Genomic DNA, 22,995 nt, shown 5'->3' with positions numbered 1-22,995 from the left:
CTCTAGAAAATTTCGATAAATCCTAACAGTTCGGCCTGGCTCGCAGAACCCGCTCTTTCCAAAATGATGCTATCGCCTTGGTCAAATTCCAGCACATAGTTGGATCCAGAAACTGAACCGAAATTGGACAAAACCTGTGCTTCGGTCAGGTTTCCAGCCCACAGCGCGTCGTCCAGTCTGAGACGATCTTGGGTCACAGAAGAAAAGACACGGTCATCGCCATCGGCCAAACCAAAGACGAACGTATCAGCACCAGCACCACCAAAGATCGAATCGTTGCCTGCTCCGCCACGAACGTAGTCATCCCCTGCAGACCCAAAGATGGTGTCATTACCACTTCCGCCAAATACACTGCCGTTGGTCCTTGCGATGTCGATCTGACTGCTAAAGGCGTACCCAATATAGAGATTTCCGCCCCCATCTGAGGCCAAGCCGTTGGGTGAAGCCGACAAGCTACGTAGGAGTGTTGATGTCCCCCGTTCAAGGTTGAGCTGGTAGAGACCGCTGTTTGTGACCGCATAAACGCCGCCGTTGGGCGTAACGGCGATATCCGTTCAGGACAATGAATAGTCACGGATTAACGTTGTTTCATTGGTCACAACATTGTGGCGGTAGACACCGCCCCTGCTGTCGATCAGGAGCGTCTCAGGAATTCCGGGGGCAGTCACTGGCATCAACTGATCCTACGTTGAAATCTAACAATATTTTGAGGCTCTAGGTGTTTTACGACAAATTGTATACATCGCGGTGCCATATTGGCGGGCCGCCGCCGACAAGAACGCCTTGCATTCGAGCTTGTGATCAGCGCTTGTTCTCGCAAATGCGGCTCAGCCCCTAGTTGTGCTGTGGCCAATCAACAAAGGACTTACGCTCATGTATACCGTTATCGGCGCCGTCAAATCACGCGCATTTCGCGTCATGTGGATGCTTGAGGAATTGGGTCTCTCTTATGAGCATAGCCCTGCGGCACCCCGGTCAGAAGAAGCCATGAAGTACAACCCCACAGGCAAGGTGCCCGCCATGAAAGACGGCGATGACGTGCTGACTGATTCAGTCGCAATCATGCAATACCTTGCTGATAAGCACGGCCAACTGACAGCACCTGCCGGCACTCCGGCCCGCGCGCACCAAGACGCCTCGCTGTTTTGGCTCATTGATGAATTTGACGCGGTCCTGTGGGCAGCGGCCAAGCATAGTTTCGTCTTTCCCAAAGATCAGCGGGTTCCGGAGATCAAAGACAGTCTGAAGGCTGAATTCTTGCGCTCTGCGGATCTTCTATCAGCGCGGCTGAATGGACCATTCCTGATGGGTGACCAGATCACTGTACCCGATCTCCTGGCCGTACATTGTATCAACTGGTCGATCGGCGCGGGCTTTCCACGGGTTGATAACAAGCTCAACCTTTGGGCCAAGGAGATGCGTGAGCGGCCAGCGTTTAAAGCCGCTCAGTCCCGCGCGGACTGAGCCATCAAAGCCGCATGCTGCCCGGACCATGCGCCAGTGGCCAGACAAGCTGAGATAAGATAGCCGCCGGTTGGCGCTTCCCAATCCAGCATTTCACCGGCAACAAATACACCCGGTCGCGCGTTCAGCATCAAGGTTTCGTCCAGAGCATTCCAAGCGACCCCACCCGCGGTAGAGATCGCTTCATCCAGCGGGGCAAGGCCCCCGTGGCGGATGTTCAGCCCTTTAATCAGCCGTGCCAGCGCGTTTGGATCGGCGGGCAGCGGATGCGCCATTTCGCGCAAAAGAGCCGCCTTGGCCGGATCAAGTTTGAGCGCTTTGCGCAACACAGTCGAAAGGGTCGCCTTACTACGAGGCTTTGAGAGCTTTGCAATCAAGACATCCAGGGGCTGATCCGGCAACAGATCAATGACCAACGGTGCACCTTCACGTACGCCGCGCGACACAGAATAAACACCACCGCCCTCGAGCCCAGCGCGCGACAACACGGCCTCGCCCCGCGAAGTGTATTGTCCACTGCTGAGCGCGATACCCTTAAGTGCGGTGCCAACGTGAGGTACCATGTGGTCTGTCCACGGCACGATTAGGCCCGCATTGGCCGGGGCAAATGACGTCAGTCCAACGCCCGCGCTGCCCAGAATATCTGCCCATGCCCCATCAGAACCAAGCCGCGCCCAGCTGGACCCGCCAAGCGCCAGCACGGCGACATCAGCAGTCAGCGTTTGAGGGCCTGTGGCCGTATCAAACGCAAGGTCCGCGCCTTCCCAGCCCAACCAACGCCAGCGGGTGTGTATCTCGACGCCCAGATCAGCTAATTGCCCCAACCAAGCGCGCAAAAGCGGCGAGGCTTTCATCGCTTGGGGAAACACCCGGCCTGTCGTACCTGTGAAAAGCGTCTGCCCCAACGCCGTGGCCCATTCTTGCACAGCTTTGGCGTCAAAAGCTTCCAAGATCGGGCGCAAAGGCACTTCGCTTTCGGCAAAGGCCGCATGGAAAATCTCAGGGGATTCGGCTTTGGTAAGGTTCAAGCCAGATTTGCCAGCCATCAAGAATTTACGCCCAACGGACGGTTTCGCCTCACAGATGGTGACGGCAAGTCCGGCTTGTGCCATCCGAAGGGCAGCCATCAACCCAGCGGGGCCAGCACCTATGACCACTGCGCGCTTCATGATGCGATCCCGGCGGGCAGGCCGCCTTTGATTTCGACCACGCGCTGCGGATAGGGGATTTCGATATTGGCCTCTTTCAGCGCATTCCAGACAAGAAACAGAACGTCAGAGGTATATTTATTAGGCCCATCGTCGATCCCGTTGACCCAAAATTCCACTGCGAAATCGATGCCGTTGTCACCAAAGCCGCGCAGCTCGCAATCAGGAGGATAAGGCAGGTCCAGTACTTCTGGGTGTTTAGCCACGGCTGCTTCGATCAGCGGTGGAATCAAGTTGATGTCGGTGTCGTAGCTAACTGAAAACGGCGCTTCATAGCGGTTGGCAGAACCTGAATCGGAATAATTGACCACACGTGTCGTGATGAAATCTTCGTTCGGGACCACAACCCAACGGCCATCAGGGGTCTCAAGGATCGCTGCACGGGCCAACATTTTGACAATCGTGCCTGCTTCACCCCCGTCGAGTTCGACATAATCACCGACCGTCGCTTGGCCCTCGATCAACAAGATCACACCGGAAATGAAGTTCGACGCGATCTTTTGCAGGCCAAAACCGAGGCCAACACCAATCGCGCCACCCATGACCGCAAGTGCGCCCAGATTGATGCCCATGATGTTCATCAAGAGCAGGAAGGCGACGGCAAAGATTGCGAATTCAACCGTTTTAATCAGCAGCTGCCGGATGGACGGGCGCATTTCCTGCTGTTTAATCATCGCAGCACTCTGGCTGTTAGACCATTGCCCCAACCAGAACAGCAATGAACCAGCGATGATCCCACGGACAACGGTAATGGCCGAAAAGCTGATATTCCCAACGCCTACAGTTGTTTCCGTCAACTTAAGCGTCACAATATCCAACAGCCCCACCGCATAGAGCGCTACAATTGGGATCAGGATGAAACGGCCAAGCAACTGCAAGAACGGATCGGTCACGATGTCGCGCACCAACGCACGGGCAGCGAGGAACAAGAACACGCGTTTGCCAAAGGCGATCACCGTGCCACTGTCAAAGATCGACCGGACGATCTGTTCGCCGATGCCGGTAAACGCATAAGCCAAAATCGGGAGGAGCAGCGGCAGGAAACGCAGGACAAACAACCGGCCCGGCGAGAACATACTGTTCTTGTCACCCGGATCGATCAGCCGTGCCAGCGCGGGACGCAAGCGGCGGGTCGCAAAAACTGCCAGCAGATATGCGCCGACCAGCAGACCAAACTGTGACCATGCTTCGGGGCTCAGCAGCCAAACTTTAGCAAGCTCATACCCTTGCACACCGTATCCAGCGATTTGCTGGACGATTTCTGGTTGGGTAGAGAGATCAAATTCCATGTGGCGCTTGCCCCGGTTGTGATTGATCCCATTCTCTTGCATGCCCGCTGCAAAAGGATCAAGGCCCGCGCTGCCTTGACGCTGCGGTGTTCAGCGCCGATGCTCGTGAAAAATACCAGAATGGAGCAGTTTCATGCGCATGATCGCAATCCTCACAAGCCTTTTGTTGTTGGCGGCTTGCGACGTGCCGATAATCCCACTGATCTAGGTAACTATTGGCACATCGTCTTGATTTGATGCGCGATTTCCGGCTTTGCCGCGATGGTATCAGTTGCGAGCGCATTTGCGTGAGCCAACAAGTCGTCTGCAGGCACGATCCGGTCAATCAATCCAAAACTTAACGCCTCTTCGGCGTTGATTTTCTGACCACCCATTAGGATCAGCTTGGTGCGGGCCGGGCCAATGAGCGCCGACATGCGCATGGGGTCACTGGGCTGCGGCAAGAACCCCAGTTTCATCACCGGATAGAAAAACCGCGCTTCAGGCACCGCAATGCGCAGGTCGCAGGCAAGCGCCATGCCCATCGCCCCGCCGGCTAGCGTGCCATTTAGAGCGGTAACCGAAAGACCCGGCAACCCGGCGATCGCACCAGAAAGCGCCTCCCACAGACCCGATGTGGCCAAACCAGCACGCGCCGCATCCAGATCCGCACCCGCGCTAAAAATACGACCAGTGCCGGTCAGGATAACGGCGCGGGCCTCATGCGCAGATGACATGATATCCACCAGTTGGCGCAGCATATCTTCTGTTAACGCATTGGCCTTGTCCGGACGGGCCAGTGTGACCTTCCAGACCCCGCCATCCTTCGTCAGCTGGATCATATCAAGCCCACGGCGCGGCGAATGTCCTCATCGCGGAGCGAGATTTCGTCGCCACAGAACCGGTCCGCCTCAGGGCCGCACATCCACAGCAGACAACGGGCTGGCCAGTCTGCGGGAATGTGGTCTTCCCACGCCAGTTTGCTGATCGGGTTGATGCCGGATGCTTTGATGTCGCGCTGCATCTGAGTGGCGACTGTTCCGGGCGAAAGCCCAATCGCTCGGATACCGTGTTCGCCTTCTTCTTTGTCCAGACAACGGTTCAGCATATTCACAGCAGCCTTTGAGGCGCAGTAGTGGCTCCATGCTTCGATCGGGCCATGTGCAGCGCCAGAACTTATGGTCAGGACCGTTCCACCGCCTTGTGCCTTCATCACCGGCAAAACTGTGCGGATGCCGTTGAAGACGCCCTTCACGTTTATGTCGATCACCTGAGCCCATGCATCGGGATCTACGTCTGCAATATGCGCGATGGGTTCAAGCACGCCTGCGTTGTTGATCAGCACATCGAGGCTTCCGAAGGCTTGCACGGTCAACTCAACCGCCGCCGCTACTTCAGAGATACGCGCAACATTGCAGGGGATCGCGATGGCTTTCGGTCCAATTTCGCCTGCCAACTCCGCAATTGCATCCTGCGAACGGGCCAGAAGAGCAACATTTGCCCCGGCTTGCGCGAAAATCCGCGCGGTTTCTGCCCCAATCCCCCGGCTTGCGCCCGTAATAAGAACTGTTTTTACCGTCATATCCATGCGGTGCACTCCAAATCCACGTGATTTCGTTTCGAGCTAAGTAACGCAGGCATCTGTGTGGGGCCACCCCTACCCCTTGACGCCCGGTTGCCTTTGGCGGACTCTGGCCGGGAAAATTTACGCCCAAAGGATAATTAGATGAAGCCGTTTCGTTCGTTCGCCTCTGCAGCCGCCCTTGCGCTGGTTCTGTTTGGTCCCGCCGCCCATGCGGACGTCACAGCCGCCGAAGTTTGGGGCGATTGGCGCGACTACATGCAGGGCATGGGATACAAAATTACCGCCGATGAGGCCGCAAGTGGCGGACAGCTGATCGTGAATGATATCCGCATCAATGCGGGTATGGGTGATGACGCGGGCACGATGACGCTTTCACTGGGCAGCATGACCTTTACCGAAAATGGGGATGGGTCCGTAAACATTATTATGCCCGATATGATGCCAATGACGGTGGATATCGTCTCGCCGGATGTGCAGCACCCTGTATCCTTAGCGTTTAACTACACCCAATCCGGTCAGAACATGGTGGCCAGTGGGACTTTGGAAAACCTGACCTACGACTATAGCGCCGACAGCTTTGGTTTGGCGCTTGTTGAATTGAAGGCCGACGGCAAAGTCTACGGCGAAGGCAACGCCAAAATCATGGTAAGTGTCGCCGATATCGTCTCAACAACAGTAACGTCCGGCGGCGATCTGCGTGATTATCAACAAAGCATCACCACAGGTCCCGTTAGCTATGAGTTCTTTGTCAAACCGCCAGAAGAGCCAAACAGCGCACGGATCAAAGGCCAGACCGCAGGCGTTAGCTTTGCCGGACAAAGCACGATCCCGCGCGGCCTCGTGGATGCATCAGACGTCAAAGCCCTGCTGGATTCAGGGTTTGCCTTTGACGGTAATTTTGAGTTTGGCGCAGGAGCCACAGCAATAGTTGTCGAAGACCCCGCCAATGGGGGCGGCACCATTGATGCTAAAGCTGGCGGCGGCAATTTCAGCGCCAAAATGGACAACACAGGGATCATCTACGCAGGCGACAAACAGAGCATTGAGATGAACGCAACATTCGCAAGTTTCCCGTTCCCGATCACGGCAAGCATTGCGTCGAACGGGTTCCGCATGCAAATGCCGCTGGCAAAGTCAGACACGCCACAGGATTTTGCCATGGCGTTCAACCTCACCGAGTTCGAAATGTCGGACATACTCTGGGGGCTTTTCGATCCTTCAGGCCAACTGCCACGGGACCCGGCAACGCTTGTGTTGGACATGTCCGGCAAGGCCAAATTGTTGTTTGATTTGCTGGACCAAAAAGCGGCCGAACAAATGGCAGCAGCTGGTGCACAGCCTGCTGAAATTGATGCGCTCAAGATCAATTCACTGGTGTTGGACGCTGTTGGGGCCAAACTTACCGGCACCGGCGATGTGACCTTTGACAACACAGATAAGGTGACCTTCCCTGGCATCCCAAAACCAATTGGAGCGATTAATCTGTCGCTGCTTGGCGGTAACGGGTTGTTGGACAAGCTGGTTGCGATGGGCTTCGTCCCAGAAGACCAGGCTATGGGCGCGCGCATGATGATGGGCCTTTTTGCGGTACCTGGTGATACACCTGATACGTTGAACTCCACGATCGAGTTCACCAACGAGGGTCAGGTGCTCGCAAACGGCCAGCGGATCAAATAACGCGGCATATTGAATTGCTCGAAAGGGGCGGCCATTGGTGCCGCCCTTTTTGATGCACTCAGTCATTTTAGGACGGTGCCTTGCAGTAAGGCGGCCGCAACGCTACCTGATACCCAACCCCGAACAGGAACTCCCCCATGAGCCAACGCCTTGATACACTGACCGGATCGCTTTTGCAGGCTGCCCGCAAGGCCGGTGCAGACAGCGCTGATGCGATGGCTGTACGCGGCACGGCCGTGTCCGTTGATGTGCGCGCAGGTGCGTTGGAACAAGCCGAGCGCGAGGAAAGTACCGACATCGGGCTGCGCGTTTTTGTTGGCCAGCGGGTGGCGGTTGTTTCTGCCTCCAACACTTCAGCTGCAACGGTTTTGGAAATGGCAGAGCGGGCCGTCGCCATGGCCCGCGAGGCCCCAGAGGATGCTTTTGCCGGTCTGGCTGATCCTGATCAGCTGAGTACGTCGTGGGATTTGGATGCGCTTGAATTGTTTGATCCTGCACCCGAGCCCGATCCCGCTGTCCTACAAGAAGACGCCGCCCGCGCCGAGGCCGCAGGGCTCGCCGTAAAAGGCGTGAGCCAAGTGCAATCTGCCAGTGCTGTTTACGACGAACGTTCCGTTCACCTTGAAGCCAGCAACGGGTTTTCCGGCGGATATCGCCGTACGGGCCGCGCGCTGAGTTGTGTGGCGATTGCAGGAATCGGCACGGGGATGGAGCGCGATTACGATGGCGACAGCCGCATCTTTCAGGCTGATCTGCGCACAGCCGAAGAAATTGGGCGCAATGCAGGCGAACGGGCCTTGGCGCGTCTTGATGCATGCAAACCCCCTACCGGCAGCTACCCTGTGCTTTTTGACGAACGGGTATCATCCACATTGATCGGTCACCTCTTGGGCGCGATCAACGGCAGTTCTGTTACCCGCGGCGCATCGTTTCTTCGCAGTGCGATGGGCGAAGATGTCTTGCCCGCCGGGATGTCACTCATTGAGGATCCGCACCGGCCACGCACCGCCGGTAGCCGGCCCTTTGACGGCGAAGGCCTGCCGACCAACCAGCGGGTGATCGTTGAAGACGGGATCCTGCAAGGCTGGACGCTAGATCTGTCGACGGCTCGGCAGCTTGGCCTTTCATCTACCGGTAACGCCGCGCGCGGCACCGGATCTGGTCCATCGCCTACGAACTGGAACGTGGCCCTGACCCAAGGATCTGCCAGCCGCGCAGACCTTATCCGCGACATGGGCACCGGGCTGTTGGTGACGTCGATGATAGGATCGACAATCAACCCCAACACCGGCGACTATTCGCGTGGTGCAGCGGGACTTTGGGTCGAAAATGGCGAGGTCACGCACGCTGTCAACGAATGCACAATCGCGGGAAATTTGCGCGATATGCTACGCAACCTCGTGCCAGCCAACGATGCGCGCACACATCTAAGCCGCGTGGTGCCATCACTATTGGTGCCAGGAATGACCCTTGCAGGAAGCTGACCTCGCCCTTCTCATTGATACGGCACGTTGCGCAGGACGGGTCGCCACCAGCTTTGTCGGCAAGACGGCCAAATGTTGGGATAAACCCGGCGGTGCTGGTCCCGTCACGGAAGCTGATCTGGCGGTCAACGATCTGCTCCAGAACACGCTTTGCACCGCGCGGCCTAACTATGGCTGGCTGTCAGAGGAAACCGAAGACGGCACTGCACGGCTTGATTGCGATCGGGTCTTTATCGTTGATCCGATCGATGGCACGCGCAGCTTTGTCGAAGGCTCTAACACCTGGGCGCATTCGCTTGCTGTGGCTGAGCATGGTGTGGTGACGGCGGCCGTGATCTATTTACCTCTGCGCGACAAGCTCTATGCGGCAGCGCTTGGCCGAGGATCTACGCTCAATGGGCAACCTATTTTGGCAGCCGGAACAGGCGAATTGTCTGACGCCAAAGTGCTTGCCGCCCGCCCCGCATTGGACACAGAGCATTGGCGAGGCGCCGTACCCGAATTCAAACGTCACTACAGACCGTCATTGGCCTACCGACTTGGGTTGGTGGCTGAAGGGTGCTTTGACGCAATGCTTACCCTGCGGCGCAGTTGGGAATGGGACATCGCGGGCGGTGCATTGATCGTGACTGAAGCCGGTGGCATTTGTAGTGACCGGATCGGATCAGATTTGCGTTTTAACAATGCTGAACCACTCCTTGATGGGGTGGTTGCAGGCGCACCAGACACCCATGCTTCGCTGATTGCAGCACTCGCCACCGCTTGACGGCAGGCAGGCCAGCAGGCAATGAAATAGGCAACCGAACAAAGGGACATACCATGACACAACGTCTGCACTTGGTTTTTGGGGGTGAACTGATCAACCCCAGTGAAAACGTCTTTAAGAATGTCGATGATCTGCACATCGTAGGTATCTTTCCAGACTACGCGACCGCCTATGACGCTTGGAAAAATGAAGCGCAGCGCACGGTCGATAACGCACATATGCGCTACTTCATTGCACACCTGCACCGGCTTCGCGACGAAGAGCAACCAGCCTCGTCCACCGAAGAATTGGACTGAACCACACATGGCAGGGTCTCTCGGACTGACCGCCTACCGCGCGCTTATGCGCCGCGGAGAGGTCCGTCCGAGGGCAGAGGGGCCAGTGCGACCACTAGGTGAGCTGTTGTGGGTACACGCGGCTGAGCCGGGAAGTTTGTTGGCCATACAAGACCTTGCTGCAAGATTGCGCATGACGCGGCCCGGCATCAATGTGTTGGTAACCTTGCCAGAACAGACCCAACCCGAACGTTCCCGTTCAGATGCATTTTTCGACGGGCAGCTTTGTGAAACAGTTCCCGAAGAACACCCCGACAGCGTGGCGGCGTTTTTGGATCATTGGCAGCCCGATACCTGTATCTGGGTTTGGGGGGGGCTGCGGCCCAATCTGGTTCTAGCCACCGCAGGTCGGAATTGCCCCATGTTTTTGATTGACGCCGATACGGGTGGATTTGATGGAAGGCGTGATCGGTGGCTCCCTGATGTCCTGCGCAACATGTTGCCAGCCTTTGACGCTGTACTAGCACGGTCCAGCTCCAGCGCCCGACGCTTGATAGAGTTGGGACTAACCCGTGACCAGGTTGAAGTGACATCACCGTTGCTGGCAGGCGGTCAGGCTTTGAATTGTCCAGATCAGGACGTCGCTGATTTTTCTGCAGCCGTAGTCGGACGCACGGTTTGGTTTGCAAATGCCGTTCAACCTAACGAACTGCAGACCGTGTTTCACGCGCACCGTCAAGCGCTGCGCCTATCCCACAGGCTTTTGTTGGTGCTGCGCCCGGCGGATGGGCAAAACGCAGCCGATGTAATGGCTGAGGCGAAGGCAAACGAATTTCGCGTCTTAAGCTGGGGGGACGGCCCCTATCCGGACGAATCCACACAAGTGTTGATCGCGGATGACCCTGCTGATGTTGGTCTATTTTACCGGGTCGCACCGGTGTCCTTCTTGGGCAGTTCACTGATACCCGGAACGGAGGTCTGCGATCCGTTTGAAGCGGCGGCATTGGGGTCTGCTGTGCTCTATGGGCCAAGAGTTGGGCGGTACTTACCGCTATATTCTCGACTGGCGCAGGCGGGCGCGGCGCGGATCGTCAATGATGCCGATGCACTTGGTACAGCGGTATCCCGGTTGACCGCCCCCGACCAAGCCGCTGCGATGGCACACGCAGGTTGGGACGTGATCAGCCAAGGAGCAGAACTAACGGATCATGTCATTGATTTGGTGCAGGATGCGCTTGATGAGCGGGCAGCGTCTAAATGAGGCGAGCGCCGGCATTCTGGGATCAACCCCGGCCCGACTGGCGCGCCCGCCTTTTGCAGCCTCTTGGCGCAATTTACGCGGCGGCAACCGCGCGCAGATTAGCCCAGGGCGCACCGGCAAAGATGAATGTGCCGGTGATTTGCGTCGGCAACATCAATGCGGGCGGAACTGGCAAAACGCCAACGGTCATCGCTGTGGTTGAACATTTGCGCCGCCGGTTCAGCGAACCGCATATCGTCACGCGCGGTTATGGTGGGTCACTTGAAGGCCCAGTGCGCGTGGATCCCTCAAAGCACACTGCGGCGCATGTTGGGGATGAACCCTTGCTGCTTGCTGCGTTTGCCGAGGTTTGGGTGGCGCTTGATCGAGCCGCGGGTGCGCACGCAGCACAAGCCGCAGGCGCAACCGCTATCGTGCTGGATGACGGATTTCAAAACCCTGCATTGAACTACGATCTGAGCATCGTCGTCGTGGATGCTGCAAAGGGTTTTGGCAATGGGCTGTGCCTCCCAGCAGGGCCCCTGCGGGAACCCGCAGCTGTGGGTTTGGCGCGCGCTGATCTGGTTGTATCGATTGGCGATAGCTTCAGCCAGATGACGTTTAACGTAACGCCCTTACCTGAGCATGTAGGCCATATCCGGGCTGAGTTGGTCCCTCTTCAAACCGGGATGGACTGGAACGGCACGCGGGTTCTGGCTTTTGCCGGGATCGGCCATCCTGAGAAGTTCTTTGCCACGCTCCGCCGTCTCGGCGCGACGATCGTGCATGCCGAACCGCTAGAGGATCATCAACCGCTCACATCCGCCCTATTGTCACGCCTGGAATCAGATGCTTGGGCCCAAGGCGCGCAGTTGGTCACGACGGAGAAAGATGCCGTGCGGCTGCCTGCTTCGTTCCGGGCCAAGGTGATCACTGTGCCCGTGCGCTTGGAATTGCCCGAAGAAAATGCGCTCTTTGCTGCGTTGGACCACTTGGCACAGGACAGCGCCTAGCCGTTATCCTCGCCCAGTTTGGGTGCCGGACGGTGCAACGCCAATGTCGCATCTGAGAATGAAAATGGCGATCTGATCCCCGGCACGCCATCTAGCTCGATCTGCATACCGCGCGCGACCACCTGCGGGTCGACGGCAACATCCGCCATGTTGTTGATCGGCCCTGCTGGCACATTGTTTGCCTCGCACGCGGCCAACAGATCATCTCGGCTGCGCAGGGCTGTGGCGGCACTAAGCCGGGCAATCATGTCGGGCCGGTTGGCAACGCGGTCCGCATTGTGGGCAAACGCCGTGTCCAGCGCCATATCACCAAGACCCAGAAGCCCACACAGGCGCTGGTATTGGCCGTCATTGCCGGTCGCGATGATCAGATGGCCATCGCTGCACGGAAATACTTCGTAAGGCGTAAGATTGGGATGCGCGTTACCCATGCGCGTCGGCGGGGTACCTGTGGTCAAGTAATTCATCATCTGATTACCCGTGATCGCGACGGCACAATCCAGAAGCGACATATCGATATGTTGGCCACGGCCGGTTGTGTGCCGCTGATGCACAGCGGACAAAATGGCAGTGGTCGCGTAGATCCCCGTGAAAATATCCGTGATCGCCATCCCATGTTTTTGGGGTTGGGCGTCTGGTTCTCCCGTGATGGACATCAGGCCAGACATACCTTGAATGATGAAGTCATATCCGGCCCGATGGGCATAAGGCCCGGTCTGACCAAACCCGGTAATCGAACAATATATGAGCTTAGGGAACAGCGCTGAAAGGCTGGCATAATCCAGCCCATACTTTGCGAGGCCACCCGTTTTGAAGTTCTCAATCAGGATATCGGCATCCGCCAAGAGGTCTTTGATTTGAGCCTGACCTTCGTCAGTTTTCAGGTCAATCGTAACGGATGCTTTTCCACGGTTGGTAGAATGAAAATACGCCGCAGATGTATCGTCATCGCGGGTTACGAATGGCGGTCCCCACTGGCGCGTATCATCGCCAGCAGGACTTTCCACTTTCGTCACATCGCACCCAAGATCCGATAGGGTTTGGCCAGCCCAAGGGCCAGCCAACACACGGGCCAGCTCAATAACTTTGAGGCCGGCAAGTGGAGCGGTCATCAGCTGCCAATCGCTGTTTCAATGATCTCTTTCATCTCATCATAGCGCATGTTCGCGTATTTCTTGCCGTTGATGATAAAGCTCGGCGTGCTGTCGATCTCATCCGCTTCGGCGTTTTCTTGATACCAAGCGACAAGAGTTTTCGCCATATCGCCGTCCTGCAAGCAAGCTTCTAGCGCATCGTTGTCCATGCCTGCCAAACGACCGATTTTGCGCAGCTCTTCGACGATGGCCGCAGGATCACCTGCGCGGGTCCATTGGGATTGGCCAACGTAGATCAAATCAGCAATGCCAAAGAATTTTTCTTGCCCGCCACAACGTGCCAGCAAAGATGCCCAAAGGCCAAAACGGTCGAAATAAACTTCGCGGTAGATGAACTTGATTTTGCCAGTATCGATGAAGTCGGCCTTGAGCTTCTTAAACGGGCCTGCATGAAACGCTGCGCAATGTGGGCACGTAAAGGAAGCGTATTCGATCACTTCGATTTTCGCATCAGGATTGCCAGCGATCATGTCGACAATGGAGGAGGTGTCTACATCTGCATCTGTGGTTTGCGCATTGGCAGGTCCGGCAAGCAGGTCTTCGGGCAGGGTCGCGCCGCGCTGGCTGGTCATGTACCAACCACCAAGGCCAACAGCAGCAAATGCTGCATACAGAAAGTTTCTACGTTGCATGTGAATAATCCTTATTCGTGATGGCGTGAGTTCTTTGATTTTGTCAGGATGTTTTCGCCCAGCCGTTCTAGGGCATCGCGCAAACCACCATCAGCAACAGGGGCTGCGGTGCCTTTTGCACGGGCGCGAAGTTCAAGGTCAGGCGGTGCGGCCTGCGTATTTTTCGGTTTCTGCTCAAACGCGACCTTGCCGTCGGCAAAGCCAGACGCTGCGGTTTGCGTCACGCGAACACGCGCGATGGCGTTATATCCGTAGACCGCGTTAACCTTGCTGCGCAGCTGTTCTTTTTGCATCTCAAGCATAGGTGCATTGGCACCCGTGGTCAGAAGCGTCAGCGTCGCCCCCATGCCGCCCCGGCCATAGCTGACCTCAACGGGGCGTGAAATGGACGCGGCGTCACTCCCTGCGATCTCTGCCCAATGGGTCAATAGTCGCGATTGCGCAAACCCACGGGTCTCGGACGCCTTGCGAATGCTGCCAGTCAGCAGGCTGGCGGTGCGGGCGAACCCTTTTGTACTGGCGCGACGGTGTGGCATGACTATGTTTACCTCTTATCAAGACCTAGCATAGCGGCTGGCGCGCCTGTCGCCAGTCAAACCCGCAGCCGGAGGCCATAAAGATTGCGTGATAACACCCCCGACGGCGATGTGCCCCAGCGCCTGCTAGAGTGGTACGATGTTCATGCCCGCAAGATGCCGTGGCGCGTCGGGCCTGCTGAGCGCCGCGCAGGCCAACGTCCGGATCCCTATGCGATCTGGATGAGTGAGGTGATGTTGCAGCAGACCACGGTCGCCACGGTTCGGGACTACTTTGCACGCTTCATCGCACGCTGGCCAACCGTTGCCGATCTTGCAGCGGCCAAGGATGCCGATGTGATGGGCGAATGGGCCGGTCTGGGATATTATGCGCGAGCACGGAACCTGCTGAAATGCGCCCGCGCCGTGGTAGCCGAGCATGATGGTGAATTTCCTGCAGATCATGATGCATTACGTAGTTTACCCGGTATCGGGCCCTATACAGCAGCAGCAGTGTCTTCGATTGCGTTTGATCTGCCTCATGCGGTGCTGGACGGGAATGTTGAGCGGGTCATGGCACGGCTGTATGACATCCACACGCCCCTGCCAGCAGCCAAGCCAGAGCTGATGGAGCGGGCAAAGGCGCTAACCTCTGACGTTCGCCCCGGTGATTATGCCCAGGCCGTGATGGATCTGGGGGCCACCATTTGCACACCAAAATCGCCAGCTTGCGGGATTTGCCCGGTGCGCGATCCTTGCAGTGCGCGGGCGGCGGGTACTACCGCCGAACTGCCCAAAAAGACACCTAAGAAACCCAAACCAGTACGACACGGCAGGGTCTATCTAGCCCGCCGCACAGATGGGGCTTGGCTGCTGGAAACACGTCCTGACAAAGGCCTCTTAGGCGGCATGCTTGGCTGGCCGGGTAGCGAGTGGGTTGATGTGAGCTTGACTGAGCCGCAAACCACGCCGCCTATGCGCGCCGATTGGCGTACGCTTGAGGGCGAGGTGCGGCATACTTTCACGCATTTTCACCTTATCCTGCGCATAATGGTGGCTGAGGTCGCGATGGGCACAAACCCGAACACTGGGACCTTTGTGATCCCCAAAGATTTTCGCCCCTCTGATCTGCCGACCGTGATGCGCAAAGCATTTGATCTGACCCAGACGGACGACACGTCACAAATGACAGCGCGGAAATCCTGAGCTAACCACATCTCCAACCCAAAGCAGAAATGACACCATGACCACCACCATCCCCCCGCAAGAGCTTGCCCGGATAAGTCGCGCCTTGCCGTTCTGGCTTTCGCTGCTGCTACTGCCGCTGGCTTGGCTCTCTGCGGTTTTGGGGGGATGGGCACCGCTGCTCTTGCCCGTGGTCTCGTGGCACCTATTCTCCTTGCTCGACACGGTAGCCGGCGTGAGCCAGCAGAACGCAGATCTTGAGGCCGACGAGACAGATATGCGGTGGTACCGTTTGATCACGTTAATCTGGACGCCCGCGCAGTTTGTGATGCTGTTTAGTTTGATTTGGTACGTACCGCGCGCCGAACACCTGAATGGCTTGGAAAAGTTCTTTGTGTTCTTCGGCGTTGGCGTGATCACCGGAACGATCGGCATCAACTATTCCCACGAATTAATGCATCAAAAGAACAAACTCGAACGGTGGCTTGCCGATATCTTGCTGGCCATGGTGCTCTATTCACATTTCAGGTCCGAGCATTTGCTGGTGCATCACCGCTATGTCGCCACGCCGCGCGATCCGGTGACGGCGCTTTATGATGAGAGTTTTTACCATTATTACCCCCGCGTTCTTCGCGAGTGTTGGCGCTCAGCTTTTCGTGCGGAAAAAAGCATGCTGGCGCGCAAGGACTTGGCATGGACCGACCTTAGCAACCCTTTTTTCCGCTATTGGAGCCTGCAAGCCGGATTTTTGTTGCTGGCGTTAGTCTTAGGAGGTTGGCTCGGTGTGTTGCTGTTCTTGACGCAAGCTGGGATCGCGGTTTGGCAGTTGGAACTGGTCAATTATGTCGAACACTACGGATTAACCCGCAAACACTTGGCCGACGGTAAATACGAACATGTCCAACCTCGGCATTCATGGAACGCGGCGCACCGTGCGACGAACTGGCTGTTGATCAATCTTCAGCGCCATTCTGATCACCACTACAAACCCGACAGGCGTTTTCCCATGTTGCAGACATATGGATCTTCTGAGGCACCGCAGCTTCCTTACGGCTATCCGGTCATGACGATGGCCGCGATGGTGCCGCCCCTGTGGCGGCGGTTCATGAATCCGCGCGTCAACAAGTGGCGTGAGATGTATTACCCCGACATCACCAACTGGCGCCCCTATAACAAGGGTACTACACCCCTTCCCCGCTGAACGGCTTTAACACCTACCTGCGATACCTATGCCTCGAGACATAACCAGCGGGGACGTGATGCAGAACACCATGCGCAGACGCGACAACGATATCACTGCAACCTGCCTGATTGTCGAAGACAGCATTGTTGACCAGAAAATGATGGCACGGGCCATTTCCAGAACCAATTCGAACATTCGTGTTGAGGTGGCCGCTACGTTGAACGCTGCCCGTCAGGTTTTGCGGAGCGACACCATATCCATGATCCTTCTGGACAATAACCTACCCTATGGTTTCGGGGCAAATTTTGCGCTGGAACTTGCATCAGATCGACAATTGTCACGCATCCCAGTGATCATGTTCGGCGACTGGCCATCGCCTTTTATGTGGTAAAAAGCGGCCACGGCAGGTGTTCTTTATGTGGTCAATAAATCGGATTTTGGGGTGCATTATGTACACGAAGCTTTGAGGCACGCCCGCAAACACAAAACACTTTTGAATTGAACGCTACGCAAAAAAAGACCCCGCCGAAAAGGCGAGGTCAAGGTGAGTGCCTCTAAGGCAACCCGACAGAATCGGGTTGCAGGCACCGGCGGTGTTCGAAATCTGTGAAGATGATCAGTTGGCCATTTCGGCCCTGATTTGCTGGCGCAAAAGGTCGATCGGCACGCGCTTGCCGTCCTTTTTGTAGCACCAATAGGTCCAACCATTGCAGCTTGGAGCCTTTTCATAAGCCGCACCAACCTGGTGGATCGATCCTTTGACCTCGCCCCCAATCAACGTGCCATCAGCACGGACTTTGGCTTTGTAGCGGCCATTAAGTGAAAACAACTCTTCGCCAGGCCGCAACATCCCGCGTTCGACAAGCTGGCCAAACGGCACGCGCGGCTCTGAGCGTTTCGATGTGGTTGTCTGCAGGGCTTCGTTGTCAAATTTGCGTACCTTAGCGATGCGCTTGGTCGCCACCTTGCGGTATGCTTCTTCGCGCTCGATCCCGATGAAATCCCGGCCAAGCATCTTGGCCACAGCCCCTGTCGTACCGGTCCCAAAGAATGGATCGAGTATCACATCGCCGGGATTGGTCGAACCAACCAACACACGGTGCAGCAAGCTTTCAGGTTTTTGCGTCGGGTGCGCCTTGTCACCGGCATCGTCCTTGAGGCGCTCATGGCCCGTGCAAATCGGCAGCACCCAATCGCTGCGCATTTGGATACCTTCGTTCAGCGCCTTTAGTGCTTCGTAGTTAAAGGTGTATTTCGCGCTCTCATCTTTGCCCGCCCAAATCATTGTTTCATGAGCATTGGTAAAGCGTTTGCCGCGAAAGTTCGGCATTGGATTTGACTTGCGCCAGACCACATCATTGAGGATCCAATAACCCTGATCCTGCAAGGCAGCGCCAACACGGAAGATATTGTGGTAGCTGCCAATCACCCAAATCGCGCCATTTGGCTTTAGCAAACGTCGGGCGGCCTTGAGCCACGCACGGGTGAATTCATCATAAGCGGCAAAGCTAGAAAACTGGTCCCATTCATCATCCACCGCATCGACTTTGGAATTGTCAGGGCGGTGTAGATCGCCACGCAATTGCAAGTTATAGGGCGGGTCTGCAAAAATCAGATCAATGCTCGCCTCTGGCAGCGCATTCATCGCCTCAATACAGTCACCTTCAAGGATCGTATTCAATGGGAGCACCGCTGCACCCTTTTTGGTCGTTGTCATATATCTGCCTCTGTCCCGGTGCGTTGTGCACTCTTTGGTTGAGAAGCAGGATGTCCTGTGACTGATTCGCGGTCAATTTCTTTATTGAATCAGTGCCTTAACTATTTTTCTTGATACAACATGTTGTGGACGGGCTTGAACAAACGTCTATGGTGTGGGGTTACCCCAAGTTTTTGCAGCGCCAATATGTGGCTTTTTGATCCATATCCCATGTTTGTCTCCCACCCATAACCGGGGTGCTGTTGCGCCAACGACAACATGACACAATCTCGACACACTTTAGCCATAATTGAGGCCGCCGCGATGCTCACCGAACGGCCGTCGCCTTTGATGATCGGCTCGGCTTGCAGCTTTAGATTTCGGGGCAGCATATTGCCGTCAATGAGAGCATAGTCCGGTGGCGTCTTCAGCCCGTCCAAGGCACGCTGCATCGCAAGATGGCTGGCGCGTAGAATATTGTGCTCTTCGATTTCTTCGACGGAGGCATGCGCAATGCAAACATCTGCCACCAGAATGATCTGGTCATACAGGCACGCGCGCGCTTTGGCCGTCAGCTTCTTGGAATCGTTGAGACCTTCGGGAATTTGGGACGGATCCAGCACAACCGCGGCGACGGTGACAGGGCCTGCAAGCGGTCCTCGCCCAACTTCATCAACCCCGGCAATACGCGTAAATCCGCGCGCGCGTGCCTGATCCTCAAATGAATAATCTGGTCCCATGGTTGGATCAAAGAACCCACACGCCACAAAATCACAAGAGCCCTTGCTCAAAAGAAGAGGGAGAGATGCCCGAACATCTCTCCCTCATGGTACCGCGCAGCAGGGAAGTGCGGCGCGATCAAGGCCTGCGGTTACCCGCGCGCCAAGCTGTATCCCTCGCGGCGCAAACAGCGCGCATCAAAACCGTTGCGCTTGCCATTGTAGGTGCGAATGCGCTGAACACAGTGCTGCGGCAGACGGTTCACGAAGGCATAATTTTTCTTCAGGCACTGTCGCCCAAACATATGAAAGCGGCCCTGCGGCGTATCGAAACTGCGGAAACAGTGCTGCGGCAGCTGTCTGCGATCAACACGGCGCGGCAGCGGGCGTGGATGCACAGGCGTTGGATCAACCCGGCGCGGGCGGTGCGGCCGGTAGATAGGAATAGGATCGACAGGACGGCGACGGGTGACAACTTCATGGTCACGTTTCTTGTCCTTCTTGCGGTCATGGATGAGTTTGCCAACAATGGCGATCCCGGCAATCGCCGCCAATGCGCGGGCAAGGTCTTTGCTGTCGGCTTGGGCCGGTGCGCTGCCCAGTCCCGTTAGGATGAATGCGGCAACACCGAACGTTGCAAGAGCTTTGCGGAAGCTATGAGGGGTCATTTGTGTGTTCCTTTAAAATGGGGAGCGGCAGGAATGCAGCTTGTGGAACCAAATTGGGGTCACCCCGCTAAGACAGGCAATAACAGCGGTTTGTTATCGGATAACGCAGGCCAAGAGACGGCAACGATATTGAATATCGCCAAACAAAAGCGCATCACTTATTACATGAAACGCATTCTCCTCACTCTGATCGCTGTTGCAGGCCTAGGTCTGACTGGTCCCGCTTGGTCCGCGGGCTGCTATGCCGACTACAAGGCCAAGCAGGACAATCCCCTACGGCTCCACTATGGTGTTGCCGAAATTAACGGCAGCTGTAACCGCGCGGCGGCCCAAGCGGAACTAAAAGGCCGGCTCGCCGGACAAGGCTGGACACTTCTAAATGTGGTCTCAGTCTTCGGAGATGACGGTTTGGAACAAAGGAAATCCAGTGCAGGATCAAACTTCCTCCGCTTCTAATATGCGCCGCACAGGTGGTCGTTTTGTCTGGGCCGGAATCGCCGGGATCGTTGCTGTTCTGCTGATCGGTGCCGCAATGCTGTTTTGGGCGCTGCCCGATGCCAACGCTTTTAATGCGCAGGTAGAACAGATCTTCGTAGAAAATGATGATCTGACAAGCCAAGCCGAGATCAAGCTTTTGGAAATTCTTGCCCAATCAGGCACGGCTTTCTCGGATACGTTGGCCAGCTACCGTGTCGTGATATTTGTGCTCTTGGTCTTTGCCAGCGCGATGCTGATCGCCGCACTTGTCTTTCTGATCATGCTGATCAGCTTCAACCGACGCATGGCCCAGATTGAGCGGGTCGGCATTCAAGTCAGCACGCTCTTGATAAGTCGAGAGGAAAACATCGTTTACCTTAATAACCACGGTTTCAAGCTGACGGCCGCGGCGATGGAAACCATGTCAATTCTGGCCGAGGCGCGCATGGACGACGATGTGCTCTCTGGCTCCGAAATCGAAGGCATGATCTCGGGACGGAATGCAGCCGATTGTGATGAGGCCGCAGGAGCCACACGCATCAAACGCTTGCGCGATACCTTGGGTAATCAGATCGTCAGCGAGCTTCTGGTCAAGAATATCGCCCGCCGTGGCTATATGCTGGCCATCGACAAAGACGTGATCAAAGTCATCTAAGATTTTCGACTAGGGATGCCTTTGGGTATTCGCTCCTTTGTGATCGATGAGGGCTGGCCCCTAACCCGGCCACGGCGCTAGGGTAAACACGTACCACAGCCAAGGATCGCGCCTATGTCAGCCCCCGTCAATCCATTCAAAAAAGCCCTCACTGAAGGCAAAACGCTCTTTGGCTGCTGGCTTGGCCTTGCCAATACATTCAGCGCAGAAATGATGGGCCAAGCAGGGTTTGACTGGTTGGTGGTGGACGGCGAACACGCCCCCAATGATCTGCGGTCAATCTTGGCGCAGCTTCAGGTGCTTGCGGGCACAGATAGCCATGCTGTCGTTCGCGTACCCGTTGGCGAAACCTGGATGATCAAACAAACGCTCGACGCAGGTGCCCAGACCATTCTTGTTCCGATGGTTGAAAGCGTGGAACAAGCACGCCAGCTTGTCCGCGCCGTGACATTTCCACCAAACGGCGACCGTGGCGTCGGATTTGCACTGACCCGTGCGGCACAATTCAATCTTACACAGGATTACGGCACAACCGCGGATGAACAAATTTGCCTTTTGGTTCAGATAGAAAACCGCAAGGGTATGGCCGCACTGGACGACATCCTGGCTATTGACGGCATTGATGGTGTCTTTATTGGGCCCGCTGATCTTGCTGCTGATTTGGGTCACATGGGCAATTCGCTGCACCCAGATGTGCAGAGCGTTATCATGGATGCACTCACGCGGATCGCCGCGTCTGGAAAAGCGGCGGGAATTTTGGCCGTCAATGACGATATGGTGCGCAACGCGATATCAGCTGGTGCGAGTTTTGTAGCTGTCGGCGCGGATATATTGCTATTGGGGCAAGCCGCGCGTGACCTTGCATCGAAGTGGCGAAACACAACAAAATGAAAGCGGGTCTGGTACTTTTGGGGCTCGCCTATGTGCTGAGCCAGTTCTTTCGTGCGTTTCTGGCTGTGCTTAGCCCGTTTTTGCGCACTGATATTGGTACCAGCCCAGATGATCTGGCTCTCGCTTCCGGGCTTTGGTTTCTGTCATTTGCAGCGATGCAACTGCCCATCGGTTGGGCGTTGGATACGCTAGGGCCGCGCCGAACCACCGCTGTGCTGTTGGCGCTTGGTGGCGGTGGCGGTGCTGCGGTATTCGCCTTGGCCACGGGGCCTGCTCATATCAACTTCGCGATGATCCTGATTGGCATCGGCTGTGCGCCCGTATTGATGGCATCCTATTACATCTTTGCACGGCAATTCCCGCCAGCACGGTTTGTGGTGTTGGCCTCGATTATGGTGGGCGTGGGAACCTCCGGCAATCTGGTTGCATCTTATCCAACGGCTCTAGCGGCCGAAACGATGGGTTGGCGCGCAGCTCTGTGGGGGTTGGCCGCGATGACCACCGTGACGGCCGTTGGCATCTGGTTTTTGGTGCGCGATCCACCCACCCCCGAAGGTGAGGCAAACGGAAGCTTTCTTGCCGTGCTTCGCATTCGCGCGCTGTGGCCCATCTTTCCTCTGATGCTGGTCAGCTATGCGCTCGTGGGCGCGCTGCGCGGCCTTTGGATCGGCCCTTATCTGGAAGACATATTTGGCGCAGATGCCCGCAGCATCGGCTGGGCAACCTTGGCCATGGGGGTCGCGATGATTGCAGGTACCCTGACCTATGGACCGCTTGACCGGATATTTGGCACGCGTAAATGGGTCATCTTTATCGGTTCACTTGGCACGCTCATCGCGACGGCGACCCTGATTGCCCTACCCGCAACCAGCTTTATCCTCTCCGCAGCCCTGATGTGCATGATCGGGTTCTTTGGGGCTACCTATGCGCCGATCATGGCCCACGGCCGTAGCTTCTTGCCGCCCGCACTTGTTGGCAGAGGCATGACGCTGCTGAACCTTTGCGGCATTGGCGGCGTTGGCTTGATGCAATTTGCATCTGGCCGTGTCTATACCGCTTCACTTGGTACTGGCTCTGCGGTGCTGCCTTACACCATGATCTTTGCGTTCTCTGCCGGCTTGTTGATTTTGGGTCTTGTCGCCTACCTCTTTGCGCAAGACACGCAAGACTGATCGTCGCCCTCTTTCCCTGCGCCGCGATGCAGTATAAGACGCCCGAGCCATCATGCATATATTGGAGA

25 protein-coding genes are annotated in these 22,995 nt (G+C 56.4%); 14 read left to right on the top strand and 11 right to left on the bottom strand.

All coding sequences use genetic code 11. From position 1 onward, the window contains the following. Window positions 1-2: 2 nt before the first annotated feature. Complete coding sequence (locus C1J03_RS01890) at window positions 3-452, bottom strand: calcium-binding protein (protein WP_114883134.1); 450 nt, start codon at window positions 450-452, stop codon at window positions 3-5. Between the two features lie 421 nt (window positions 453-873). On the opposite strand from C1J03_RS01890, the gene C1J03_RS01885 reads away from it, so the two are divergent. Continuing rightward, a complete protein-coding gene (locus C1J03_RS01885; protein WP_114883132.1) occupies window positions 874-1,464 on the top strand; it encodes a glutathione S-transferase family protein in 591 nt (196 codons plus the stop codon). On the opposite strand, the gene C1J03_RS01880 is transcribed toward C1J03_RS01885, so the two are convergent. The 4 genes from C1J03_RS01880 to C1J03_RS01860 form a co-directional block, all read right to left on the bottom strand. Beyond that, on the bottom strand, window positions 1,446-2,633 hold the full coding sequence (locus tag C1J03_RS01880; RefSeq protein WP_114883130.1) for a TIGR03862 family flavoprotein: 1,188 nt from the start codon (window positions 2,631-2,633) through the stop codon (window positions 1,446-1,448). The two genes, C1J03_RS01885 and C1J03_RS01880, sit on opposite strands and share 19 nt — an antisense overlap. Next, window positions 2,630-3,961 (bottom strand): mechanosensitive ion channel family protein, encoded by a 1,332-nt coding sequence (locus tag C1J03_RS01875; protein ID WP_114883128.1) that lies wholly within the window; start codon window positions 3,959-3,961, stop codon window positions 2,630-2,632. The genes C1J03_RS01880 and C1J03_RS01875 overlap by 4 nt, the downstream gene beginning before the upstream one ends. A gap of 212 nt (window positions 3,962-4,173) precedes the next feature. Beyond that, on the bottom strand, window positions 4,174-4,782 hold the full coding sequence (locus tag C1J03_RS01865) for an enoyl-CoA hydratase/isomerase family protein (protein WP_114883124.1): 609 nt from the start codon (window positions 4,780-4,782) through the stop codon (window positions 4,174-4,176). Beyond that, complete coding sequence (locus C1J03_RS01860) at window positions 4,779-5,528, bottom strand: SDR family oxidoreductase (protein ID WP_114883122.1); 750 nt, start codon at window positions 5,526-5,528, stop codon at window positions 4,779-4,781. Before C1J03_RS01860 ends, C1J03_RS01865 begins: the two co-directional genes overlap by 4 nt. Window positions 5,529-5,666: 138 nt before the next feature. Between C1J03_RS01860 and C1J03_RS01855 the strand changes: the two genes are divergently transcribed. From C1J03_RS01855 to lpxK, 6 genes are all read left to right on the top strand, one after another. Next, window positions 5,667-7,202 (top strand): DUF2125 domain-containing protein, encoded by a 1,536-nt coding sequence (locus tag C1J03_RS01855; protein ID WP_114883120.1) that lies wholly within the window; start codon window positions 5,667-5,669, stop codon window positions 7,200-7,202. A 137-nt stretch (window positions 7,203-7,339) separates the two neighbouring features. Next, complete coding sequence (locus C1J03_RS01850) at window positions 7,340-8,686, top strand: TldD/PmbA family protein (protein WP_114883118.1); 1,347 nt, start codon at window positions 7,340-7,342, stop codon at window positions 8,684-8,686. Beyond that, complete coding sequence (locus C1J03_RS01845; RefSeq protein WP_114883116.1) at window positions 8,673-9,452, top strand: 3'(2'),5'-bisphosphate nucleotidase CysQ; 780 nt, start codon at window positions 8,673-8,675, stop codon at window positions 9,450-9,452. Before C1J03_RS01850 ends, C1J03_RS01845 begins: the two co-directional genes overlap by 14 nt. A 53-nt stretch (window positions 9,453-9,505) precedes the next feature. Further along, window positions 9,506-9,748 carry a DUF4170 domain-containing protein gene (locus tag C1J03_RS01840; protein ID WP_114883114.1) on the top strand — a complete coding sequence of 81 codons (243 nt, stop codon included), beginning with the start codon at window positions 9,506-9,508 and terminating at the stop codon, window positions 9,746-9,748. A 7-nt stretch (window positions 9,749-9,755) separates the two neighbouring features. Beyond that, entirely contained in the window at window positions 9,756-10,988 is a 1,233-nt protein-coding gene (locus C1J03_RS01835; protein ID WP_114883112.1) for a 3-deoxy-D-manno-octulosonic acid transferase, read from the top strand. After that, the gene (lpxK, locus tag C1J03_RS01830) at window positions 10,985-11,980 is read left to right on the top strand and encodes a tetraacyldisaccharide 4'-kinase (RefSeq protein ID WP_114883110.1); all 996 of its coding nucleotides are present in this window, start codon (window positions 10,985-10,987) and stop codon (window positions 11,978-11,980) included. Before C1J03_RS01835 ends, lpxK begins: the two co-directional genes overlap by 4 nt. Here lpxK and C1J03_RS01825 read toward each other — a convergent pair. From C1J03_RS01825 to C1J03_RS01815, 3 genes are read right to left on the bottom strand one after another with little or no spacing between them, the layout of a single operon-like run. Further along, window positions 11,977-13,092 (bottom strand): CaiB/BaiF CoA transferase family protein, encoded by a 1,116-nt coding sequence (locus C1J03_RS01825; RefSeq protein WP_114883108.1) that lies wholly within the window; start codon window positions 13,090-13,092, stop codon window positions 11,977-11,979. The genes lpxK and C1J03_RS01825 overlap by 4 nt on opposite strands. Then, the gene (locus tag C1J03_RS01820) at window positions 13,092-13,766 is read right to left on the bottom strand and encodes a DsbA family protein (RefSeq protein WP_114883106.1); all 675 of its coding nucleotides are present in this window, start codon (window positions 13,764-13,766) and stop codon (window positions 13,092-13,094) included. Before C1J03_RS01820 ends, C1J03_RS01825 begins: the two co-directional genes overlap by 1 nt. Before the next feature lie 11 nt (window positions 13,767-13,777). Next, window positions 13,778-14,302, bottom strand: a complete 525-nt coding sequence (locus C1J03_RS01815) for a DUF721 domain-containing protein (protein WP_114883104.1) — start codon at window positions 14,300-14,302, stop codon at window positions 13,778-13,780. An 84-nt stretch (window positions 14,303-14,386) separates the two neighbouring features. On the opposite strand from C1J03_RS01815, the gene mutY reads away from it, so the two are divergent. The 3 genes from mutY to C1J03_RS01800 all read left to right on the top strand — a co-directional run bounded on the left by mutY (window position 14,387) and on the right by C1J03_RS01800 (window position 17,040). Further along, window positions 14,387-15,487, top strand: a complete 1,101-nt coding sequence (gene mutY / locus C1J03_RS01810) for an A/G-specific adenine glycosylase (protein WP_114883102.1) — start codon at window positions 14,387-14,389, stop codon at window positions 15,485-15,487. 37 nt (window positions 15,488-15,524) lie between these two features. Then, on the top strand, window positions 15,525-16,667 hold the full coding sequence (locus tag C1J03_RS01805; protein ID WP_114883100.1) for an alkane 1-monooxygenase: 1,143 nt from the start codon (window positions 15,525-15,527) through the stop codon (window positions 16,665-16,667). A gap of 70 nt (window positions 16,668-16,737) precedes the next feature. Continuing rightward, window positions 16,738-17,040: a response regulator gene (locus C1J03_RS01800; RefSeq protein WP_254694157.1), complete on the top strand. Its 303-nt coding sequence runs from the start codon at window positions 16,738-16,740 to the stop codon at window positions 17,038-17,040. Between the two features lie 225 nt (window positions 17,041-17,265). Here the strand turns inward: C1J03_RS01800 and C1J03_RS01795 are convergent, their stop codons facing one another. The 3 genes from C1J03_RS01795 to C1J03_RS01785 form a co-directional block, all read right to left on the bottom strand. Further along, window positions 17,266-18,366 (bottom strand): site-specific DNA-methyltransferase, encoded by a 1,101-nt coding sequence (locus tag C1J03_RS01795; RefSeq protein ID WP_114883099.1) that lies wholly within the window; start codon window positions 18,364-18,366, stop codon window positions 17,266-17,268. A gap of 101 nt (window positions 18,367-18,467) precedes the next feature. Beyond that, a complete protein-coding gene (locus tag C1J03_RS01790; protein ID WP_114888796.1) occupies window positions 18,468-19,085 on the bottom strand; it encodes a ribonuclease HII in 618 nt (205 codons plus the stop codon). A gap of 131 nt (window positions 19,086-19,216) precedes the next feature. Continuing rightward, window positions 19,217-19,732: a hypothetical protein gene (locus tag C1J03_RS01785; RefSeq protein WP_114883096.1), complete on the bottom strand. Its 516-nt coding sequence runs from the start codon at window positions 19,730-19,732 to the stop codon at window positions 19,217-19,219. Between the two features lie 165 nt (window positions 19,733-19,897). Here C1J03_RS01785 and C1J03_RS01780 point away from each other — a divergent pair, with 165 nt between their 5' ends. From C1J03_RS01780 to C1J03_RS01765, 4 genes are all read left to right on the top strand, one after another. After that, a complete protein-coding gene (locus tag C1J03_RS01780) occupies window positions 19,898-20,188 on the top strand; it encodes a hypothetical protein (RefSeq protein ID WP_114888795.1) in 291 nt (96 codons plus the stop codon). 1 nt (window position 20,189) lies between these two features. Next, window positions 20,190-20,864, top strand: a complete 675-nt coding sequence (locus C1J03_RS01775; protein ID WP_114883094.1) for a hypothetical protein — start codon at window positions 20,190-20,192, stop codon at window positions 20,862-20,864. A 114-nt stretch (window positions 20,865-20,978) separates the two neighbouring features. Further along, window positions 20,979-21,755 (top strand): HpcH/HpaI aldolase family protein, encoded by a 777-nt coding sequence (locus C1J03_RS01770; protein ID WP_114883092.1) that lies wholly within the window; start codon window positions 20,979-20,981, stop codon window positions 21,753-21,755. After that, window positions 21,752-22,927: an MFS transporter gene (locus C1J03_RS01765; RefSeq protein WP_114883090.1), complete on the top strand. Its 1,176-nt coding sequence runs from the start codon at window positions 21,752-21,754 to the stop codon at window positions 22,925-22,927. The genes C1J03_RS01770 and C1J03_RS01765 overlap by 4 nt, the downstream gene beginning before the upstream one ends. Window positions 22,928-22,995 lie beyond the last annotated feature (68 nt).

The organism is Sulfitobacter sp. SK012 (assembly GCF_003352085.1).
Taxonomy (GTDB): domain Bacteria; phylum Pseudomonadota; class Alphaproteobacteria; order Rhodobacterales; family Rhodobacteraceae; genus Sulfitobacter.
This window is presented reverse-complemented; position numbering and strand designations above follow the sequence as displayed.

Bases quoted from the DNA above. Each gene is read 5' to 3' on its own strand.
- C1J03_RS01860 (WP_114883122.1), bottom strand. From the start codon at position 5,528: ATGGATATGACGGTAAAAACAGTTCTTATTACGGGCGCAAGCCGGGGG.
- C1J03_RS01850 (WP_114883118.1), top strand. From the start codon at position 7,340: ATGAGCCAACGCCTTGATACACTGACCGGATCGCTTTTGCAGGCTGCC.
- C1J03_RS01775 (WP_114883094.1), top strand. From the start codon at position 20,190: ATGCGCCGCACAGGTGGTCGTTTTGTCTGGGCCGGAATCGCCGGGATC.
- C1J03_RS01795 (WP_114883099.1), bottom strand. From the start codon at position 18,366: ATGACAACGACCAAAAAGGGTGCAGCGGTGCTCCCATTGAATACGATC.
- C1J03_RS01780 (WP_114888795.1), top strand. From the start codon at position 19,898: ATGAAACGCATTCTCCTCACTCTGATCGCTGTTGCAGGCCTAGGTCTG.
- C1J03_RS01770 (WP_114883092.1), top strand. From the start codon at position 20,979: ATGTCAGCCCCCGTCAATCCATTCAAAAAAGCCCTCACTGAAGGCAAA.
- C1J03_RS01800 (WP_254694157.1), top strand. From the start codon at position 16,738: ATGCGCAGACGCGACAACGATATCACTGCAACCTGCCTGATTGTCGAA.
- C1J03_RS01835 (WP_114883112.1), top strand. From the start codon at position 9,756: ATGGCAGGGTCTCTCGGACTGACCGCCTACCGCGCGCTTATGCGCCGC.
- C1J03_RS01785 (WP_114883096.1), bottom strand. From the start codon at position 19,732: ATGACCCCTCATAGCTTCCGCAAAGCTCTTGCAACGTTCGGTGTTGCC.
- C1J03_RS01885 (WP_114883132.1), top strand. From the start codon at position 874: ATGTATACCGTTATCGGCGCCGTCAAATCACGCGCATTTCGCGTCATG.
- C1J03_RS01840 (WP_114883114.1), top strand. From the start codon at position 9,506: ATGACACAACGTCTGCACTTGGTTTTTGGGGGTGAACTGATCAACCCC.
- C1J03_RS01875 (WP_114883128.1), bottom strand. From the start codon at position 3,961: ATGGAATTTGATCTCTCTACCCAACCAGAAATCGTCCAGCAAATCGCT.
- C1J03_RS01805 (WP_114883100.1), top strand. From the start codon at position 15,525: ATGACCACCACCATCCCCCCGCAAGAGCTTGCCCGGATAAGTCGCGCC.
- lpxK (WP_114883110.1), top strand. From the start codon at position 10,985: ATGAGGCGAGCGCCGGCATTCTGGGATCAACCCCGGCCCGACTGGCGC.
- C1J03_RS01765 (WP_114883090.1), top strand. From the start codon at position 21,752: ATGAAAGCGGGTCTGGTACTTTTGGGGCTCGCCTATGTGCTGAGCCAG.
- C1J03_RS01825 (WP_114883108.1), bottom strand. From the start codon at position 13,092: ATGACCGCTCCACTTGCCGGCCTCAAAGTTATTGAGCTGGCCCGTGTG.
- C1J03_RS01820 (WP_114883106.1), bottom strand. From the start codon at position 13,766: ATGCAACGTAGAAACTTTCTGTATGCAGCATTTGCTGCTGTTGGCCTT.
- C1J03_RS01855 (WP_114883120.1), top strand. From the start codon at position 5,667: ATGAAGCCGTTTCGTTCGTTCGCCTCTGCAGCCGCCCTTGCGCTGGTT.
- C1J03_RS01790 (WP_114888796.1), bottom strand. From the start codon at position 19,085: ATGGGACCAGATTATTCATTTGAGGATCAGGCACGCGCGCGCGGATTT.
- C1J03_RS01815 (WP_114883104.1), bottom strand. From the start codon at position 14,302: ATGCCACACCGTCGCGCCAGTACAAAAGGGTTCGCCCGCACCGCCAGC.
- C1J03_RS01865 (WP_114883124.1), bottom strand. From the start codon at position 4,782: ATGATCCAGCTGACGAAGGATGGCGGGGTCTGGAAGGTCACACTGGCC.
- C1J03_RS01880 (WP_114883130.1), bottom strand. From the start codon at position 2,633: ATGAAGCGCGCAGTGGTCATAGGTGCTGGCCCCGCTGGGTTGATGGCT.